Origin of the sequence: Dorea sp. OM07-5 (assembly GCF_003481355.1) — a bacterium.
In the GTDB taxonomy this organism is placed as follows: domain Bacteria; phylum Bacillota; class Clostridia; order Lachnospirales; family Lachnospiraceae; genus Dorea_D; species Dorea_D hominis.
Map to the genome: position 1 here is coordinate 290,237 of NZ_QUKZ01000002.1, position 19,596 is coordinate 309,832.

At 39.5% G+C, this 19,596-nt stretch carries 17 protein-coding genes and 1 pseudogene; 1 reads left to right on the plus strand and 17 read right to left on the minus strand.

Translation table 11 applies throughout. The annotated features are described in order from the left end of the window. Window positions 1-274: 274 nt before the first annotated feature. The 6 genes from DXC04_RS03225 to DXC04_RS03255 all read right to left on the minus strand — a co-directional run bounded on the left by DXC04_RS03225 (window position 275) and on the right by DXC04_RS03255 (window position 8,794). Entirely contained in the window at window positions 275-5,452 is a 5,178-nt protein-coding gene (locus DXC04_RS03225; RefSeq protein WP_158580422.1) for a Spy0128 family protein, read from the minus strand. Between the two features lie 232 nt (window positions 5,453-5,684). Beyond that, the gene (locus DXC04_RS03230) at window positions 5,685-6,593 is read right to left on the minus strand and encodes an ABC transporter permease (protein ID WP_118659871.1); all 909 of its coding nucleotides are present in this window, start codon (window positions 6,591-6,593) and stop codon (window positions 5,685-5,687) included. After that, window positions 6,590-7,504, minus strand: a complete 915-nt coding sequence (locus DXC04_RS03235; RefSeq protein WP_118659873.1) for an ABC transporter ATP-binding protein — start codon at window positions 7,502-7,504, stop codon at window positions 6,590-6,592. Before DXC04_RS03235 ends, DXC04_RS03230 begins: the two co-directional genes overlap by 4 nt. A 172-nt stretch (window positions 7,505-7,676) precedes the next feature. Next, on the minus strand, window positions 7,677-7,892 hold the full coding sequence (locus tag DXC04_RS03245; protein ID WP_118659877.1) for a hypothetical protein: 216 nt from the start codon (window positions 7,890-7,892) through the stop codon (window positions 7,677-7,679). Window positions 7,893-7,991: 99 nt separating this feature from the next. Next, a complete protein-coding gene (locus DXC04_RS03250) occupies window positions 7,992-8,423 on the minus strand; it encodes a flavodoxin family protein (protein WP_118659879.1) in 432 nt (143 codons plus the stop codon). Next, window positions 8,420-8,794 (minus strand): MmcQ/YjbR family DNA-binding protein, encoded by a 375-nt coding sequence (locus DXC04_RS03255; RefSeq protein ID WP_118519422.1) that lies wholly within the window; start codon window positions 8,792-8,794, stop codon window positions 8,420-8,422. The genes DXC04_RS03250 and DXC04_RS03255 overlap by 4 nt, the downstream gene beginning before the upstream one ends. A 241-nt stretch (window positions 8,795-9,035) precedes the next feature. On the opposite strand from DXC04_RS03255, the gene DXC04_RS03260 reads away from it, so the two are divergent. After that, window positions 9,036-9,104 (plus strand): MerR family transcriptional regulator, encoded by a 69-nt coding sequence (locus tag DXC04_RS03260; RefSeq protein WP_226976543.1) that lies wholly within the window; start codon window positions 9,036-9,038, stop codon window positions 9,102-9,104. A 26-nt stretch (window positions 9,105-9,130) separates the two neighbouring features. On the opposite strand, the gene DXC04_RS03265 is transcribed toward DXC04_RS03260, so the two are convergent. The 11 genes and pseudogenes from DXC04_RS03265 to DXC04_RS16160 form a co-directional block, all read right to left on the minus strand. Continuing rightward, on the minus strand, window positions 9,131-9,898 hold the full coding sequence (locus DXC04_RS03265) for a zinc ribbon domain-containing protein (RefSeq protein ID WP_118659881.1): 768 nt from the start codon (window positions 9,896-9,898) through the stop codon (window positions 9,131-9,133). Window positions 9,899-10,126: 228 nt separating this feature from the next. Continuing rightward, entirely contained in the window at window positions 10,127-11,047 is a 921-nt protein-coding gene (gene tsf, locus DXC04_RS03270; protein WP_117538339.1) for a translation elongation factor Ts, read from the minus strand. Between the two features lie 33 nt (window positions 11,048-11,080). Further along, on the minus strand, window positions 11,081-11,824 hold the full coding sequence (rpsB, locus tag DXC04_RS03275; protein ID WP_117538340.1) for a 30S ribosomal protein S2: 744 nt from the start codon (window positions 11,822-11,824) through the stop codon (window positions 11,081-11,083). 182 nt (window positions 11,825-12,006) lie between these two features. After that, on the minus strand, window positions 12,007-12,678 hold the full coding sequence (locus DXC04_RS03280; protein WP_117538341.1) for an ABC-2 transporter permease: 672 nt from the start codon (window positions 12,676-12,678) through the stop codon (window positions 12,007-12,009). Next, window positions 12,675-13,079: a hypothetical protein gene (locus DXC04_RS03285; protein WP_118659883.1), complete on the minus strand. Its 405-nt coding sequence runs from the start codon at window positions 13,077-13,079 to the stop codon at window positions 12,675-12,677. Before DXC04_RS03285 ends, DXC04_RS03280 begins: the two co-directional genes overlap by 4 nt. An 84-nt stretch (window positions 13,080-13,163) precedes the next feature. Further along, on the minus strand, window positions 13,164-14,366 hold the full coding sequence (locus tag DXC04_RS03290; RefSeq protein ID WP_118659885.1) for a hypothetical protein: 1,203 nt from the start codon (window positions 14,364-14,366) through the stop codon (window positions 13,164-13,166). Window positions 14,367-14,529: 163 nt separating this feature from the next. Then, window positions 14,530-14,913 carry a DUF6262 family protein gene (locus DXC04_RS03295; RefSeq protein WP_118659887.1) on the minus strand — a complete coding sequence of 128 codons (384 nt, stop codon included), beginning with the start codon at window positions 14,911-14,913 and terminating at the stop codon, window positions 14,530-14,532. Then, entirely contained in the window at window positions 14,882-16,402 is a 1,521-nt protein-coding gene (locus tag DXC04_RS03300) for a tyrosine-type recombinase/integrase (RefSeq protein ID WP_118659889.1), read from the minus strand. The genes DXC04_RS03295 and DXC04_RS03300 overlap by 32 nt, the downstream gene beginning before the upstream one ends. Then, window positions 16,392-18,146 carry a tyrosine-type recombinase/integrase gene (locus DXC04_RS03305; protein ID WP_055155866.1) on the minus strand — a complete coding sequence of 585 codons (1,755 nt, stop codon included), beginning with the start codon at window positions 18,144-18,146 and terminating at the stop codon, window positions 16,392-16,394. The genes DXC04_RS03300 and DXC04_RS03305 overlap by 11 nt, the downstream gene beginning before the upstream one ends. Window positions 18,147-18,152: 6 nt before the next feature. After that, window positions 18,153-19,283, minus strand: a complete 1,131-nt coding sequence (locus DXC04_RS03310) for a tyrosine-type recombinase/integrase (RefSeq protein ID WP_055159306.1) — start codon at window positions 19,281-19,283, stop codon at window positions 18,153-18,155. A 157-nt stretch (window positions 19,284-19,440) separates the two neighbouring features. Continuing rightward, window positions 19,441-19,596: pseudogene (locus tag DXC04_RS16160) on the minus strand (helicase C-terminal domain-containing protein); the annotation flags it as partial.

Genomic DNA, 19,596 nt, shown 5'->3' on the forward strand with positions numbered 1-19,596 from the left:
AAAGACATATCCGCACAAAATTGCCAAAAAAAATATCACATATGAAAATTCTGCTCTTGTGCTTTTTTCCATCTGTCTCTCCTCCATACAATTTTTCTACATATTTTTATTATAACATGATTCCTGGATACCGTATATGAAAGAAACTTCTTTTCTGGAATGACATGTCAGGAACAATCATACAACAAGAGCTATGACACCTGCGGTTTTATCGCCTGCGTCAAAGCTCTTGTCATCCTTTTATAATATAGATATTTTTGCTATCGGGAACCTTTTATCTCACACTTTTTCTCTTCCGAATTACACAGACGCCAGCAAGTCCTGCTGCCCCTGCCATAATTCCGATCAACAGTCCTGTCTGCGCCGGATCACCGGTCTTCGGCAGGATTGTAACTGTTTTTACCGGCTTCTGTGGCTGGTTTGGTTTCTGCGGGTTAGTCGGTTTCTGTGGATTTTGTGGTTCCTGCGGCTTCGTGTACACATTTGTAAATAACACTTCGTCCGGCGTTGTCTCGACCTTCGCCTGATAAGCGCCCTGCTCATTATCCGTCACCGTTATTTTGTACGTGTATACAGAAGTGTCATAGGTAATACCTTTCGCCTGCTCATGCTTCTCATTTACTGTATAAATATACGTGCCTGCACGGTTAAATGTTAATTTATCAAATGTCACTCTTCCGGACGCATCATTTTTCACCGTCTGCATAACCGCGCCATTTACGTCTTTTAATTCAAACGTAAATTCTCCTTCTGCGAGCAATCTGCCTTTCAGCACTTTCACAGCGCCCGGAACCACTTCTACCGGCACTGCCTGATACTGATTGGAAAACGTCGGAATATTCACAGCATCTCCATCATATGCATACGATGTCTCTGCTTTCAGATATCCTCCGGCATCCGTAACCTCCACTGTCACCCCATAAACAGTCTCATCATACGTAACACCACCGGAAGTTCCTTTTATTTCTCGCATTGTATAGCGGTAAATTCCTGCTTTTTCATAAGTCATTGCAGGGAATATGACATTTCCGTCTGCCTGGTTTCTGGCTTTTGCAACAACTGTTCCATCTTCATTTAATAGCTCAAACGAAAATTCTCCACTCTTCATATCACGTCCATGCAACGTTTTTTTAGCGTGAATGATATTCTTTCCTTCCAGTGTTACCGGATTCGGCGCGTACTGGTTGTGGAATTCTGGATACTTTCCTTTCTGTCCGTCCGTATAGACTTCTGCCTGTAATATGCCGTCCTGATCTGTAACGACAACTTTCACAGTTGCAACATGGGAATCGTACGTGTACCCTGCCTTACCTTCCTGAACTTCAGATACCTGATAAATGTACGTTCCCGGATGTGTATAGGTAAGCTCTCCAAAATGAAAACTTCCACCCTGGCTGTTTGTAACGGTTTCGTCTACATTTTCTGCCACTGCTTTTACTGTATCATTTTGCAACTCTTTCTGCACTTCTTCCGGAATATCTTCGCTGATTGATTTCAGCCTGAACTGAAACGTTCCTTCTTCCAGTGTCCTGCCTGTCAGTTCTTTCATTCCCTGTAAAGTAACAAGTACTTTGTCCGGGTTGTATTTATTCGTAAATAAAATGCTGTCCGCTTTTTTCTGTCCTTTTTCATAAGTTACCGTTGCTTCCAATTTGCCGTTCAGATTGTCTTTTACCGTCACGATTACCGTTACCGGAACTCCGTCATAGCTGATTCCGTTTGCATTTTCCTGCTTTTCACGGATTGTATACACATATGTTCCACTTTCTGTGTACCGCATAGTATTTTCAAAACGGAACTGTCCGTCTGCATCATTTTTCACTGTGCGTGCAGCCTCTGACAATGCTTTCACCGGATCTGACTCTGGATTATTTTCAGCAGTTTCCAGTACAAATGTAAATTCTCCGCCTTTCATTGTAAACATATTATTTTCACTTGACTGTACCTGCTTTGTGCCGCGTATACCGGTTTTAAAATCAGCCGGAACAACCGGATCTGCTTTGTAGCGGTTCATAATCTTCAATGGATTTCCGTCCGGATAAATAACTTCTGCCTTTAATGCTCCTTTTCCATCATCCGTTACTTTTACTGTCACTTCGTATTTAACTTTATCATAACGGATACCCGGAATCGGATGCTCCGTGTCCTCCACTTCTTGAATCGTATATTTATAAATCCCTGCCTTCACATAAGACATCTGGAAATGGAATTTTCCGTCTACATCGTTTGTTACAACCGTTTCACCCGGAAGTGGCGCATCATTTTCTGCCTTGATCCGGAAATGGAACGTATCATCTGCTCTTAAGTCTCTGCCCTCCAGCACTTTCTTTCCATGAACAAATGTTTGCACCGGTTTTACTTCGTACCGGTTCGTAAATGTCATCACACGGTCTCCTGTAATCGACACGCCGTTTCCTTCTGTCTGATATCCGGAAGGAAGTGCTTTTGCAGTCAGTGTTCCATCCAGATTATCAGTCACGACCACTGTCACTTTTACATTTCCGTCTGCATAAGTAACACCCGGAAGACTTCCTTTTCTTTCTTTTATAACCAGTTTATAAACTCCCGGCTCTTTAAATACGATATCACCAAAATGCGCTTCCACACCATTTTTTACAGTAATTGCTTTCGGAAGCTTTACATCTTTTGCTGCATCTGGATTGTCTTTATCCCATCCGATTGCAAATGTAAACGCATCATCCGACATCCAGTCCCGTCCGGTAAGTTCCTTTTTCACTTTCAGATTTGCTGCGCCCTGAAGTGTCACCGCATCGGTCTCATAGTCATTCTGAATCCTTGCAATCTGATCTGCAACTGCGAGGTTTAATTCCGCGCCTTTATCATCCTTTTTCTGCCACATCGTTAATTCCGCATGCAGATTCCCCTTTCCGTCATCTGTCACTTTCACAACAACTTCATAGAGTGCCTGCGAATATTTCACACCACCGGCACGATTATTTTCTGCCGGTATCTGTTCCCGGATCTGATACTTAAATGTACCCGGTCTTGTAAATTTAATTGTTCCGAACCCAATGTTCTGTGCATTTGTTACATTTTTTGTCATGCACCGGACACCGTCTTTTTCTGTCACCTGCGCTCCTTCCGGGAACGGCGCATTTTTCTGGTCACTGCTCAGCACAATATCAAAAGACAGTCCCTGAAATGCTTCCCAGTTCGGGAACTGCTTCTGTACGCAGAAAATTCCGTTTGCAAGTTCTGCCGGATCTGCCCTGTAAACATTATGAAATACTGCTTCCATCGTTTTTCCTGCATTAATTTTTCCATTTTCTCCTGATTTTTCATCCAGCGTATATCCTCCCGGCAGATTCACTTCCTCGATGCTGTATGCCGCATTTGCTTCCAATCCGTAAATGCAGAGAGATTCTCCGTCTTTTAAGACAATGTCTGCTTTTCCATTTGCAAATGTAAGTGATATCAGATTGCCAGACTTCTGTCCATTCTGATATTTCTGCACCTGGAATGTCTGATTCGTTGCAGATGGAATCTGGATTTTAAAATGGAATTCCGTTTCACCGGCTTTTTCCGGTCCTGTAAATCCTTCTGCCACTTCCGCACATTTGCTGATCAGAAGCGCTCCCGGACACACAACCTGTAACTTTCCGTTATTACCGAGTTCTTCTTTTATCTCAGAGGCATCTCCACTTGTCCTCTTTGAACTCCAGACATTTTTTGCGGTTTCTGTCACATTTTCCTGCTTTGTTTCAGTCTCATTCTTCGCCTGCCGGTAATACGGATTTTCAGATGCCGGTGTAAATATGCACGTTGTGTCTCCGTTATCTTCTCCTTTCGTATAAACATTGCTGTAAAATGATACAATTCCATCCTTCTGGTTTTCAGCCAGATAAGACTGCATATTCTCATCCGGAACCGCCATTTTCTCTTCCACACCATCTTTCAGGCTTACACCATAACAGATGGAGATTGGTGATGCTTCTTCCACTGTCACGTTCTCTTTTCCATTCACTTCGTTCACCTTGAAATTCAAAAGTGGCAGCAGCGATGCCGGAATCTTCACTGTGACAAGATCTCCCGTTTTTAAATCATTTGATTTTTCTACCTGAATAATCAGGTCATTAAGACTGGCATTTTCATATAAAGCATTCGCCGAAACCGTGCCGGAGAAATGATAGACATCCTTATTTCCGCTGGTCGTCTTCTCTTTCAGATCAAATGTTTTTCCTGCACAGACAATATTTGCAAAGCGATCCACTTTCATATAATCCCCAAGCCGATCTGTAAATATAACATAACCGTCTTTACTGCCGTCTGCCTCTCCTAACTCTGTTGGTACACCACTTGTTGACTGACTGATATCCTGCGCGATTTCATCGAAAATCTTATTCAGTTCCGCCACATTGGATGCCGCCTTGTAATACTGGCTGTCTTTTGCTCTGTTGCCGAGGTTCTGATAACTCTGTGCATCCGGATAGTTACTGGAAACGCCGTGCATATATGCATTAAATGAATTTCGCGTATCTGACGGATCTGCCGAATCGAATACCCCAATCGTGTAGATCCTTGTTCCATCCTTTTTCAGATCTTTCGCATAAGAAATCGCCCGATTTGCAACGTATCCGTCAAATCCGCTAAAATGATTCGGTTCTCCGTCCGTAAACAGGATGACGATCTTCTGCGATTTTTTCCGTTCTATCTGATCTATGATCTTTTTTGTATATTCCATTCCATAATCCGCTGCCGTACATCCGCTGGCATTCAGTGCATTTACATCCGCTTTCAATACAGATGCATCATCCGTCAGATTGCTGAGAATCTGCGTATGATTATACTTATAACCATTGGAAGTATATGTGGTATTTCCAATTTTATCGGATTTATTTCCTGCATATTTTACAATTGCAATCTTATGTTTTTTTGATGCATCCGTGATATTTTTATTGACTGCATCTGTTTTATCAATGAAATCATTTACCGCTGTTTTCAGCGCAGAAAGTTTAGAAGTGCTTCCATTCAGATTATCGCTCATAGATCCGGATACATCCAGTGTCAGCACGATATCTAACGGCTTATCCGAAACTGTTTTCCTGTTGGACATAGAAGAAAGTGCAGATAATGCAACGAGGAAATCAGATCCGTCATTTGATACCGTGATCTTCTTTCCTCCGTTTTCTATTTCCAGATTTTCTGTTGTAACTGTTTTATCTGACCAGATCTTACCGGTATTTTCTATCAAATAGTTCCCGTCTCCATCCGTCAGTGCTTTTTTCCAATTGGCAATACTGGACGCATCTGCCATCGTACTCTCGCTTTGAGAGGTCACTCCTGAAAGTATCCCCTCTGATGTCTGTTCTTCCGCCTGTACTGCCATACCAGAAGATAACATTCCCCAGACCAGTGCCATCATCAGCATGATCGTCAGAACTCTTCTGATCGTATTCTTACATCTGCTTCTTCCAAAAAACTGCCTTTTCATTGCTCCACTCCTTTCCAGCTTATTCTTTCTCTGGTGTGGATCATGAAATCTGCCAAAGCAGAGCTTCATTTATCGTGGCAGTCTTTCAGGCTGCTTTTTGTAAAGTACTGTAATTATATACGATTCTTATTATTGTGTCTATATCTCATTCTATTTAATTATATTTTTATTTTAGTCAGATTATTCCATTTTTTGTCAATATTTACACTATCGTCAGCTCTTTTGTCGATTCCTAAGATTTGACGGTATTCCTTTTTATAAAAATAGCTGTCACCACCAAATAAACCGCTCCCAATATCAGAATGCTCGCTGCCATAACAGCAATCATCTCCTGCGTAGAAACAACTTCGCCCCTGAACATCGGACGGCAGTCCAGACTTTTTGCAATCTCTGTGACACTCTGTTTTGGAAATCCATCCTCTTTCATCTGTGCAAACACGCCTCTTAACATATGATTTTTCAGCAGCGATGTTCCATACGTACCCGGAAGGTAAGATAAAAATTTCTGTAATCCGTCTCCGAAATTGGACACCGGCATATACGCACCACAGATAAAACCATATCCTGCGCTGACAATTGTTCCGACTGCTGACATCTGCCCCTGTGTCTTTAACGGATAACAGATAATGCTGGATAACACTGCTCCAAACAATACCAGAAGAAGTACATCCAGAACCATCCACGCAAGATCTGTTGCTGATAAGTACCAACCCATTTTCCCTATATAAAAAAGACACAGAACCAGTGCCAGTATATTTACCATTAGGGAATTGAACACAGTTGCGCAGAAATATCCAAGATAGAGAACCGGTCTTTTTACCGGTGACACATCAAAATCTTTTCTTGCGCCACTTGCTTTATCCTGCACCATCGTAAGATTCACGCAAAAAGTAACTGTTACACAGCTGACAGCAAGAAGCGCCGCACCAAGCTGGGACGCCACCGCACCATCGATCAGTTTTTCAGATACATGCAGGATCTTCGGCAGGTAAGACGTAAATGAATCTTTATATACTTTTGCAAGGAACGTAGCATAAAGCACAATCAATATAACTGGTGTAATGAGCGAAGAAAATAACATTCCTCTGTCCCGGAAAAATAATTTTCGGTTACGGTTTATCAATGCCTGTAATGTTTTCATACTTCATCCCCTCCCAGTCTCTTTCCGGTAACTTCCAGAAATACATCATCCATACCGCCTTTTATCACTTCATAATCCTGGAACAGTTCCGGATGTGCCACGATCAGCTCTGTCGCCTCTTTTGTAGACCGCACCATGATCTGATAACCATCCCGGATTATTCTATACTGTTTTCCAAGAAGCTGCACCTGTTCTTCTGTTACTCCATAAAGTGCTATCACATCATCCGCATACTGATTTTTCAGATTATGCGGTGTCCCTTCCGAAACAATACTTCCACTGTCCAGAATCACTACATAATCCGCACTTGCAGCTTCTTCCATATAATGTGTTGTCAGGAACACGGTCATCTTTTCTTTTTTCCGCAGGTTTTCTATAACATTCCATAATATCTTACGCGTCTGCGGATCCAGTCCAGTTGTCGGTTCATCAAGGATGAGTATTTCCGGGCGGTGCAAAAGTGCTCTCGCAATATCTATTCTTCGTCTCTGTCCGCCGGAAAGCTTACCAACTGCACGGTCTGTATAATCTGCAAATCCTAACAGTTTCTCTAACTCCTGCAATCTGTTTTCGAAAGCTTTACCTGTAATTCCATATAGTGCTGCCCGGCTTTTCAAATTCTCCCGGACAGTCAGCGGTTTATCTAACACACTGTCCTGAAATACCACTCCCAGCAGATACCTTGTGTCCTGCCCGGCATGCGTCTGGTCTGCCCCGTTAATTCTTACTTCTCCGGCATCCTTAGATAGCTGCCCGCACAAGATGGAAATCGTTGTACTTTTTCCTGCTCCGTTTGCACCAAGAAATGCAAACAATTCTCCCCTTTTCACCCGGAAGCTTAAATCCCGGACTGCTTTAACTTTACCAAATGCTTTATGTAAATGGCTGACTTCGATTACATTCTCTTTCATAGTTTTCCTTTCTTCACAATGCTGTTTATAATACGAAAACGGCAGGATAGACGATCTTCCTGTTCTTCTCCTGAATGAAATATATTGATTCCATACCGTTTTAGGCTTTTACCCCTGGCATCTTTATATGCTATTATAATATTATCTTCTGCTGTATTGCAAATACGATTTATCACCCTTCTTTTCTCGCCACAACATACGCAACTCCTGCCGGCGCCTCCATCTGACACCCTAGATTGTACTTATTATATTCCGCTGTCTTTTCTAATTCTCTTCGCTCTTCCACATCATCGTAAATCCACTTTTCCCATACCCTTGTCTTTTTAATTCCGGAGTAATACAAATCGGTCCCATAGTCATAAACCGGATCATTTCGAAGCTGATGCAATACATAATGTTCATGTTACTTTTTTTCAAATTGAAGACTGAACCACAAATATCAGAAAACCGAGGACTGTTCCCCGGTTTTTCTTTTTCGCTTAACTATTTATAGTCCTCTTACAAACTTAACTGCATTTTTTATATCTTCTTCATCTGGATGCCCTTTGGCAATACCACCCACCAGTTTAAATGGACCAAATGTGTCATAACCCTTGCACCCGAATTTTCCTATCACTTTAGAATGCTTCTTGTCTAAAATCTGCTCTATGGATTTATAATTCGCATTCCCACCATAAGTACAGATCAGAAATATCTTTTTGTCATCCGGTAGATTCTTCTCTGCAAATCCCAATATCGACTGATGAAACTTTGAAAAATAGATTCCTGATGCAAACCCAATTATATCATAACTGCTCAGATCTGCATCTGGCTGTTTCACAGCATCAATCAAATCCACCTGACATTCTTCTGCTATCCTCTTTACTAATTTTTCTGTATTTCCGTGATGCACAGATGCGTATACTATCGCTGTTCTCATTTTTCTTCCTTTCTGCCTGTTCCATCAATTAGGTCATAGCTCATATCCAAAAAGTCTAATGTCTTTGCTTCACTGACTGAACCATCCAGTAAAATCGTAATCCAGTGCTGTTTATTCATATGGTATCCTGGTAAAAAACCGTAAGTCTGAATAATCATACTGGTCATTTCCGGATCGCACTTTACGTCCATGATGTCAACCAGATCATTTTCCTCTAATCCCAACTTAGATTTCTCAACTGTCATGAGTACAGCATACCATTTTCCATTTTTATGACGAAGTACAGCACTGTCTGGCGATTTACTCCATAAATATTCCGGAACTGTGCCGTACTGTTTCTGCACATATTCAAAAATTTCTTCTTTCTTCACAATCTATTCAACTCCAGATTCTTCTGATATCCTGCTCATAATCATATCACATTTTCGTATCCCGTACTACCTGCCAAATTCTTTTGCATTTCTCTTATTCTTCTGACTTTAGCTAAATAACTTGTCAGTCGTATAGATTCATAGCTTTAGGTGCATATATAATTGTAAAAAAGTATTGACTCCGACGTTACGTAATAGTTTATGCTTAGAACACAAAGTTAGATAGGAGAAAATATTAATGATGACAGTGCATGAAGTGAGCAAACTTACCGGAGTGAGTATACGTACTCTACAATATTATGGTTCGTGATTGTCAAGATTTTCTTTTTGCTTATATTATCTCTTTTTATAAATCAACAGCTCCGGATTTTTACCATCCTTCTCATATGTACTTACCAGAATAAAATCCATACTTGCCAGAATGCCGAAGCACCTGTCTCCTCCAAATTCAGACTCCAGTTGATTCCCCAGATAGGTTTTCTGATCATCAAGGAATTTCACTTTTTGTCCATTAGGCAGAGTATATTCCAGATTCACATATTTCCCCACAAGTGCATTTAGTTTATCTACCCGTGGAAGTCCGTCTATATGCAGATCATTAATTTCATTTATCAACTGCATTTTAAACTCTTCAAACTGCCCATTGTCACTAAGTTCATCATACCTTTTCCAGTAATCTAACTTTGGAAGCATTTCTTTCAGATAAGAACGTGCTTGTTCTTCGGTAAAGTTTTCATTTACCATATTCTTTACACAAACATCAATCAATTCTTCCATATCATTATATGTGTATGTTCCATCTGCATAGCACCATTTACAATACTCCTCATTTAATGTGCCATCCTTATCACGTCCCAATATAGAATCATCATCAATTGGCATCCCGCAGCACTGACAGATCAGCTTTCTGGGTTCTCCCAAAAGCGTATTGATTGAAACATCAAATTCTTTCGATAAGAGCTTAAGTGTATCAGTATTGGGAACGGTATCACCATTTTCCCAGCGTGATACCGCCTGCCTTGTTACCATAATTTTATCTGCCAACTCGTATTGTGACATTCCTCTTTCTGTACGAAGTTTCAAAATAATATTTTTTGTTTCCATAGTCATCACCTCCATAAGCATATCATATAGATAAATTCATGTTCCGAAAAGCAACCTGCTGTTGCCATACCCTGTCTATATGATTTAATTATCACTCTTTGGTCATGACTCTTTTACAATAGAAATTAATCTTGCCATATGATTTCCTTTCCGGCATAAGAAAAACCCTTGAAAACACTGGATTTTCAAGGGTTTTATGGGTCTTATTAAAGAGCAGCAAATATCAGATTATTTACCCATCTGAGCTGCAACTTCTGCTGCGAAGTCTTCGTTCTTCTTCTCAAGGCCTTCACCTGTTTCAAAACGAACAAATCTCTTCACGCTTAAGTTAGCTCCGTTCTCTTTTCCAACCTTCTCCACATATTTAGCTACAGTAAGGTCGCTATCCTGAACGTATGCCTGGTCTAACAGACAAATCTCTTTCATCTCTTTGTTGAGACGTCCAATGATCATCTTTTCGATGATGTTATCCGGTTTGTTCGGATTCTCCTGTTTAGCCTGAGCAAGAAGAATCTCTTTCTCATGGTCTAAGAAGGACTGATCTACTTCATCACGGGAAGTATATTTTGGAGACATAGCTGCTACCTGCATAGCTACGTTCTTCAGACAAGTTTTGATCTCGTCATTGATAACATCTGTATCTGCTTCAACAAGAACACCGATACGTCCGCCACCGTGAATATAAGATACTACACATCCGTCAGTAACAACTTTCTCAAATCTTCTGATGTTCAGTTTCTCTCCGATAACAGAAATCTTCTCTGTCAGAGCATCCTGTACAGTCTTAGAAGCATCTTCGTTCCAAGTTTCTGCCATAAATGCTTCCATATCTTTGGACTCAGAAGCGATTGCCTGATTAACAACAGCTTTAACAAATCCCTGGAATTCTGCATTCTTAGCAACGAAGTCTGTCTCTGAGTTAACTTCTACGATTGCTGCAGTCTTATCATCTTTGACATCAGCCATAACAATACCTTCTGCTGCGATACGTCCGGCTTTTTTAACAGCCTTAGCTTCGCCATTCTTTCTCAGATATTCTACTGCCTCGTCCATGTTTCCATCTGTTTCATTAAGAGCTTTTTTGCAGTCCATCATTCCTGCACCAGTCATCTCTCTTAATTCTTTTACCATCTTAGCTGTAACTGCCATTTTTTTATCCTCCATCATTAAAAAGAATGAATCCTACTCTTCTACTGCCTCTGCTTCTTCAGCAACTTCCTCGTATACTTCATCAGCATCAGCTGCTCCCTGATTAGCTTCTACAACAGCGTCTGCCATCTTGGAAACGATCAGTTTTACTGCACGGATAGCATCATCGTTACCCGGAATTACATAATCTAACTCTTCCGGATCACAGTTTGTATCAGCGATTCCGATAAGCGGAATACCAAGTGTATGTGCTTCCTGAACACAGATTCTTTCTTTCTTAGGATCTACTACGAAGATTGCATCCGGAATAGTCTTCATTTCTTTGATTCCGCCAAGGTTCTTCTCAAGTTTCTCCCATTCTTTCTTAAGCTGGATAACTTCTTTTTTCGGTAATACGTCAAATGTTCCATCTTCAGACATTCTCTCGATATCTTTCAGACGAGCGATTCTGCTCTTAATTGTCTTGAAGTTTGTAAGCATTCCTCCAAGCCATCTCTCGTTAACATAGAACATTCCACAACGCTCTGCTTCTACTTTGATAGCATCCTGAGCCTGTTTCTTTGTTCCAACGAACAGAATGTTTCCACCTTCTGCTGCGATATCTGCTACTGCCTGGTAAGCCTCATCAACTTTTCCTACAGATTTCTGTAAGTCGATGATGTAGATACCGTTTCTCTCTGTGTAAATGTACGGAGCCATTTTAGGGTTCCATCTTCTTGTCTGATGTCCAAAGTGAACACCTGCTTCTAAAAGCTGTTTCATTGAAATAACGCTCATGTTTCTTTCCTCCATTTGGTTCTTTACTTCCGCATATATGTAAGTCTTTGAAACCTCCTGTATCAGGCCGGCACCATCTTGGACAAATATATGCGTGTTTTTTGCGACCTTAATAGGATAGCATAAAACCCTTGCTGTTGCAAGGGTTTTCGTAAATTCTGAAATATTTAGAAAACTTCTGATCAGAACTCTTTCTGCCCCATAATTTTAACTGATTTCCGATAAGAAGAGAAATAAATCATTCCCACCACAACTGCAGATAGTAATACAGTACCTAAAAAATGTTGTATAAATATACCTCCAAATGCATCTACAAAGATGGTAATAAATGCTACCAGTATTGCGCCTATTAACATATCAAATGCTGTAAAAAGAATAATAATCCCCATTACAAGCAGCAAAATAATAATTCTTGATTTTGATACATCATATTTCAGTTCTACCGGAAATATAATTGCCTGAAGAACTAATGCAACTGCCAATATTCCAAGAAACGCACTAAAAATTTCCTGATTACTATCTGCCTGATCCGGTGTAAAGAGCATCCCGATTTTAGTAAGAATCATACTTAAAATACCACCAATACATATACTCATAAGACTCAGCAGATACTTTTCCTTCACATATTCCTTTCTTGTAATAGGCAGTGTCATAAGATAAACAATTCCCTGGTCCGCCACATCGTATTGATACATTGTCCGGGCAATCATAGATAACCCAAACATGATATATCCCATCATAAAATACCAGTTTTGAAACAAAACACCAAATAAAACACTTACACCGATGATACTAACCCACAATCTTCTCTCATTTTTTAAAGTTCTTAAATCTTTCATGAGTAATGCTTTCATATTCTCTCTCCTCCTGCCATCAAAAGGATTAATTCGTCCACGCTTCCTTTTTCTATTACAATTTCCGGATTATGCATCTGATAATATGCCTTCTGATCTGTCAGACAGCTCCATCCGAAATTTTCTTTTTTCCGGCAGATAATATGTGACTTATCCATTTTTTTATATACCTCATCTGATACTTTTAATAATCCATATGCATCTAATAGCCGATCCATTTCTTCATGAAATGTAATTGTCCCTTTTTGAATCAGATAAATATCATCACAAAATGTTTCCAGATCTCCTGATAAATGCGAACTGATCAGAATCGCCCGTCCTTCCGTCTCCATATATTCCCGCAACAGTGTCAGCATCTGTTCTCTCGCCACCACATCCAGCCCGCTGGTCGGTTCATCCATAAAATTGGGTAGCCTTCTCTTATCCCTTGTAAACACTGGCTCTAACGGGAAACACATCAGTGTATTGTGTTCATTTTTCTTGTGTCAAAGGTCTACCCCTTCTTCTTTCAGTGCTGTCTGCAACTGTTTTTCGTAGGTCACCTGACCACACCATCTCATTCCATCGATAATTCTTGAACATACATTTTTCTGTTTCAATTTTCGTATCATGTATATTTCATCAAATGAACTATTAACTATATATTCATAGGTGCTTTCCAGTTTTTCAACTGGCAAACCACCATTCCCCATATCGTAAAAGCATAATAAAGTACTCAAAGTTTCTATTGAAATTCTTGATAAATATTCTCTTAATACTCTTGCATTCTGTTGTATTTCAACTAAGTTATCCCACTCCATAACAAGATTTTCTCTTACTTTATCTTTTTCCCAATAGTATTTAACCAGTGAAGCATACTCTTTCAACTCATTTTCCGTAATCGTTCCAAATATTCGTTCACATCCAATATTCGTTGAAAACAATCTATTTTTTTTGATTAAATTTACAGCGTCTGAAAATTCTTTACTTCCAAGATGATATTCCTGCTTAATTTGATTTTTAATCTCTTTGAATTTTTTTGTTTTCCACTCTTCATAATCTGGAAGTCTTTTGGAAATATCCTGTATATCTGATCTTGATAGACTCTTTGTACAGGTTCCCAGTGAATATTCAGCGATACACTTATCCAAAAAATAAATCAATTCATCAAATTTTCTCATTACCTCTTTGAACTCTCTTTCCAATAGTTCAATACTTATATGAGAAATTTTATTATTGATCATGTGAGGTTGTTCTTCTTTATTCAATTCATATTTAAAAGCATCACCCTCTTCATCAAAATAATAAAAACTGATGATATCTTCTATATTTTCAAAATATGAAGGAATTCTTTTATCAATATTTTCATAATCATACGCCATTTTATATAATTCTTCAATGTTATGGGTATGTAATTTCTTTTTTCTTTCAGTCAGGACTTCATTAGAGCAACCTATTCCCTTCTTTTTTTCTATTTCCCATAGCATTTTAATAACAATTTTCAGTGATAACTCAATACTGTGTCTCGCATTATACACAATCGGATATACTAATAGATCTTCAACCTCCTGTCCGTTTTTTAACGACTCTGTCAGAAGCTCAACGGTACGTTTAAATCCATTTCTTATATCTTCATCTGTAGTTCCGCCATTGTTACCAACGCATGCAATAATTCCATCCTCTTCATGAAATTCAAACGGATTATCCATCGTCTTTCTGCTCCCTTCTTATAAAGATAGTTTTATTTAGCTAACCGTTCATAAGTATAGCATACGTCAAACTTTATTGCATCTTCTACATGTATGTTTTCTATTCCAATCACAACAACCGGGAGATTTTCCCCGGCTGTTGCAGATTATTTTCTAATTTTAATTACAGATTTTTTAGTAGATTCAAATCTTTTTTATTCAACGCTTTTTGCAATCTAATGTTCTCTTTTTCCAATTGTTCTTTTTCTCGTTTTAATTCCCGGACCTGTTGCTCCAGTAGTTCGATTCGGTTTTTCATCACAATGTCCGCGATGTATCTTTTGGGATCAATCATTCCGGCCTGCTGTTCTAATACCCGGTCCATTTCTTTTCTGACGGTTTCGTTCTTGTAAAAGAATCCTCTGGATAACCCTGTCCGCTTTACTAATTTTGGTACAGTTACCTTTTCTCTGTCCGTGAGCATTTGTCGGATTTCTGTAACTGCTCTGTTTATCTTTTCTTCACTTGTTTTCCGATTACAAGCTATCATCATATCGTATTTGTTCATACTCTTCCTCCCATCCGTCCAGACATTCCAGAACCATCTGCGATAACCTGTTTCTTGCTTTTCTTGTGTCATTTGCCAGTATCTGGTTACTCATTTTTCTATAATATTTTACGTTTTTCAGACTTTTGTGTCCGAGCAGCCTTGCTATCGTCCAGTCATCCAGATGCATTTCTACAAGCTTTACTCCGTAGACATGCCGGTACATGTGCGTTCCGAATGTAAAATAATTTCCATTATCGTCCCTGAGATTTTCCCGATAAATTGCTGTTGTAATTCTCCCTTGGATCAGTGAGTAGGTCATCGGTTTTGTATGGTCATTTTCATTTGTAAAAATATATTTGCATTTTCCATACCTTTCTTCCGTATAACGGATGGCTTCTCTGATCAAAGCTGCCAGTTCCTGACTGATCGGTTTTTCATAGTAATGTGTTTTCATCTGGTAGATTCTGATCAATATCTCACCGTTTTGTTCCATCAGGCAGTCAGTCCGCAATGTCAGTGTATCTGAGATTCTTGTTCCCAGCATCTGATGAATCGTCATGACTCTGGCTGTCTGTATATCTACTTTTGCAAGGAATTCATTAAAACGCTTTAATTCTGCATCTGAGTAGACTTTAAATTCTGATCTGATATTGGGTGGGATGTCCCTGTTCAATATCAGATCTTTTGCCTGTGGATATTGGTAGATATCTGCTACTATATTGAGGATTGATCGAAGCCTTGTTATCTCTGATCGATACCTTTTTGTTCCTGTATCCTCTGTTTTCATATATACCAGATATTCTTCGATAATCGTTCTGTCAAAATCCGCGCAGGATTTTACATTTTTCTTATGCTCATTCAGATATCTGGAAAATCTCCGGATGGCTGTCAGTTCCTTTTTTACAGTCTCCAGGCTTTCTATTCTCAGTTGAAAATATACTGCTTTTTTAATTTCTTCCTTCAACTCTGGCTGACTGATTCCTGTAAAAGATATCGTTTTCCTTGGACGTATCAAATCCTGCTTCACCTGTATGTCAAGTTTTTCAATTTTCCAGACATCTTTTGTTATTTCGTTTACATCCGCATCTCTTAAGTCGGTTAAATAATCAATCAGGCATTCTATATACCCCAGTGTTCTGGCACGTTGCGTTCCTCTTCCGCCACACTTATTTTTAAATGGTGCTGTCAGGGACAATCCTTGCTGCAGAAGCCAGATTTTCATCTGCTGCATCCATTTTTCTTTATCCCAGTCCAGAAAACTCTCCGGCCGGTTGTTTTTTTCTTTCAACATCCTGCATAAATGATGGTAAAATCTTCGTTCTGTATAAAATTTTTCTGCTACGAGGTTTTTACCTCTGTATTGCAGGAACTCCCACATTTCTTCCTGCATCTGCTTTGTCGGCAGAAGTTCCAGATTATAATTGGGGTTTGTTCCCATACGTTCTTTGCTGAAATCACTTGCTTTCTGATAAGAATCCAGTTCCTTGATATAAAATCTATTTTCCACGCTTGCACCTCTTTATTCCGGAAGCAAGACTGCTTCCTTCTTTTGCGAAAAGTTCCTGATTTGCTCTGGAAATTCTCTTCGGCATATAGTCCACATATTGCTGTGTCATTTCTTCATAATCATGTCCCAGATAATCTCTGACACTTTGAAGTGGCACTCCATCTTCATAAAACATGGTTGCTATCGTATGCCTGAAATCATGGGATTTGAAATTATATTCCTGAAACAGCTCATGATTTTCATTAAATATTTTCTTCATACTCCATCGAAAACTGGAGTAATGATATGCTTTTCCCTTTTGATTCTGGAAAATATAATCCTCAGCACCAATCCTGTATTTTTTTATATATACTTTCATGATTTTATATAGAATTTCCGGGATGGGGATTCGCTTATATGTCCGCATTTTTATTTGATATACCTGTATCCAGGCGTCTCTCCCCTGCCAGTAATAAGCATTCCCTTTCAGGCAGCATACTTCACTGATTCTCAGTCCTAACAGCATAGAGTGCAGTAAAATCAATCTCGGCTTTTCCGGAAAATCTTTTAAATGTTTTAAAATACTTTCATAGGTTTCCTGTTCTACACTCCGGTCATTATGATGCAGGATTTCCTTTTTCAGATAATACTGGTAATTAAAAGGAACTTCTTTTATGATATTTTTCGTCTGCAGATATTCATAAAACTGATAGATTGCTATGATAATATCATTGAAATAGCTTGCTACCTTGTAGTCAATTATTTGAAAATATTTCTTTATTTCATTTTCTGACACTTGTTTCAAGTTGATTTCCGTTGTTTCTTCCAGCCAGACAACAAATTTTTGAATTCGATAAAATTCAGTATGTATTACACTTAATGCTAAGTGTGTGACTCCCAAACAGTATTTTATATATTCTTGAACAAGTTCTCTGTTATCTGTCCTTTCTATGCTCATAAAAGAAATCGTTTTTACAGGATTAGACGGATTCACCCGGTATTCTTCCAGATACAGTCTTTCCATAAACCAGACCGTGGAATCCCATGCAATATTTTTTGCATGGCAGAAAATATATTCCTGACACGCTCTAAGCTCCTGTTTTGCGCATTTCTTTTTATAATCCGTGTCCCCATAGTTTTCAATTTTGTCGAACTGCTTCTGTGTAAGATATCTGAGATCTTCAATCTGTTCCTGCATGCAAAATTCATATACACTTTTCAATCCGTTTAGATGTCTGGTGCATTCTTTCATAGTTATTTTCTGTTGCACGATATCTTCCAGAACCGTTAAAATCTGCTGTTTGCATATATCTGAACCTTTTACCCTGAAATCCCAGACCAGCTTACTAATATCTGTCGTATATTCATATCGTTTTGCAATCGCCGGATTGGGATGATACCGCAGGAACAGAATGTCATGGAGCAGCTCCGGATGATTCTGTGCATTCCACTTTCCTTTTAAGGTCTGCGCATTTTCTATGATCAGCCGCAACTTTACACGATCTATTCCGAGCAGATAATTACGCACCGTCGAATCCACATAATATTCTCTCAGATATTTTTGATATCCGGCTCTCACCTGATAATTGATCTCTGACAAGTGCCAGATCTCATTCTGAATCAAATATGTTTCCAGACTGCCTTTTCCACATTTTTGTTCATAATATTCATCTAATTCCCGTTCCAGTCCTTCAATCAGTTGTTCCCGCTCTGCATTGGATAGGTTCTGCTCTTCCGGCACAAAGGCATACAATCTTGCCGGCATTTATTTTCACCTCCTGCTTTCCAAAAATTGATTGACATTATAAAGATTGGAATATCGACGGTAAAATTCCTGACTTGCTGTCCTTAGCTTGTCATCTAAAACATTCAGATACCGTATGGTTGTGTCCAGATGTTTATGGCCTAATGCCTGACTGATCATTTCCAGTGGCCAGTCCGATTCCCATCTGGTATTTGCATAATATCTCCGAAGCATGTGTGGGGTGATCTTGATTCCGGTCTTTTTCTCCATCCTCTCAAACATATCGTAAACACTGTCTACCTTCATTGGTTTTCCTGTCGTATCCCCTTTGATGTTGATAAACAGATATTCCTGTTTTTGCAGGATGTCCCAGTATTCTCCGATGTAATAAAGCAGGAATTCAAAGGTGTCATCGCTGAGACGTCCTCTTCTTTCTTCTGCATTTTTTGCCCTTGCATCATTCTCGTTGTCCTCACGGAAATTCACCCTGATTTCATGGGTTTCGTAGTCGATATCTTTTGTATAATCGATTCCTAAAATTTCACCGATACGAAATCCGAGTTCTGATGTCAGCAGAATCAATACCTGATCCCGGCAGTTTGTGCAGGCTTCCAGAATCGTAATGATTTCATTCTTTTCGGCTGCCCTCACATCCCGTTCCTCTTCTTTCAGATACCCTTTAAAAGAGCGGGAACGCAGCGTTCTTCTGACTCCGATAGCATTTGCTCTTGTAATAGGCTGGTTATAAGAAAGAACGGATAAATAAGAACCGTTATTTCTGACCGCTTCTAAAAAACAATAAAACCTGAACACTTCTTTTAAGTAAGCGTTACAGGTTTTATTCTGTGGTCCATTTTCTAAATTGTCAGTATGTTTTCCGGCTTTCAGCCATTTTAGATATTCTGCGAAATAATCATATTGTGTTTCGTAATCCATCTCATAGATATCTTCTGCTTTCTTTTCGTTTTCCAGCAGATATTCCCAATAATAGGCAAGGGCAAATGCATTTCTCCGTATTGTGTTCGGAGAACGATTCGCCCTGACCTGATGCATTAGATATTTGCTTGGGAGCAACACGATTTCCAACGATTCCATATCCCGGATAAAGAAATATTTTACCGAGCCTTCCCTCTGTGTTTCCACTTTGTATCGTTTCATGCTGCTCACCGCCTTTCCTCTAACGCTATACACAGTATACCCACTTCATGCCGAAATAGCTATTCATCAATACCAACAATCCCACCGAAAACGCCCTTGAAATACGACCAAACTTTTCGTGCTAAATCTGCTATTTCTGTAGCAGAACCACGAACGGTTACAGGTAGTATTCCACGCCTTTCCGGTTTCGGATAAAGTGCTGGATATCCTTGATGTCTTTTGCCATCTTGCAGCTTGGAAGCGCACACATCACTTCCTCATGATACCTGCCGCCTTCTCCTGCACGCTCGTCTAAAATGGACACGACACAAGT

Bases quoted from the DNA above. Each gene is read 5' to 3' on its own strand.
- rpsB (WP_117538340.1), bottom strand. From the start codon at position 11,824: ATGAGCGTTATTTCAATGAAACAGCTTTTAGAAGCAGGTGTTCACTTT.
- DXC04_RS03295 (WP_118659887.1), bottom strand. From the start codon at position 14,913: ATGAACAAATACGATATGATGATAGCTTGTAATCGGAAAACAAGTGAA.
- tsf (WP_117538339.1), bottom strand. From the start codon at position 11,047: ATGGCAGTTACAGCTAAGATGGTAAAAGAATTAAGAGAGATGACTGGT.
- DXC04_RS03265 (WP_118659881.1), bottom strand. From the start codon at position 9,898: ATGGAAACAAAAAATATTATTTTGAAACTTCGTACAGAAAGAGGAATG.
- DXC04_RS03310 (WP_055159306.1), bottom strand. From the start codon at position 19,283: ATGAAACGATACAAAGTGGAAACACAGAGGGAAGGCTCGGTAAAATAT.
- DXC04_RS03235 (WP_118659873.1), bottom strand. From the start codon at position 7,504: ATGAAAGAGAATGTAATCGAAGTCAGCCATTTACATAAAGCATTTGGT.
- DXC04_RS03225 (WP_158580422.1), bottom strand. From the start codon at position 5,452: ATGAAAAGGCAGTTTTTTGGAAGAAGCAGATGTAAGAATACGATCAGA.
- DXC04_RS03285 (WP_118659883.1), bottom strand. From the start codon at position 13,079: ATGGATGAACCGACCAGCGGGCTGGATGTGGTGGCGAGAGAACAGATG.
- DXC04_RS03230 (WP_118659871.1), bottom strand. From the start codon at position 6,593: ATGAAAACATTACAGGCATTGATAAACCGTAACCGAAAATTATTTTTC.
- DXC04_RS03290 (WP_118659885.1), bottom strand. From the start codon at position 14,366: ATGGATAATCCGTTTGAATTTCATGAAGAGGATGGAATTATTGCATGC.
- DXC04_RS03280 (WP_117538341.1), bottom strand. From the start codon at position 12,678: ATGAAAGCATTACTCATGAAAGATTTAAGAACTTTAAAAAATGAGAGA.
- DXC04_RS03250 (WP_118659879.1), bottom strand. From the start codon at position 8,423: ATGAGAACAGCGATAGTATACGCATCTGTGCATCACGGAAATACAGAA.
- DXC04_RS03305 (WP_055155866.1), bottom strand. From the start codon at position 18,146: ATGCCGGCAAGATTGTATGCCTTTGTGCCGGAAGAGCAGAACCTATCC.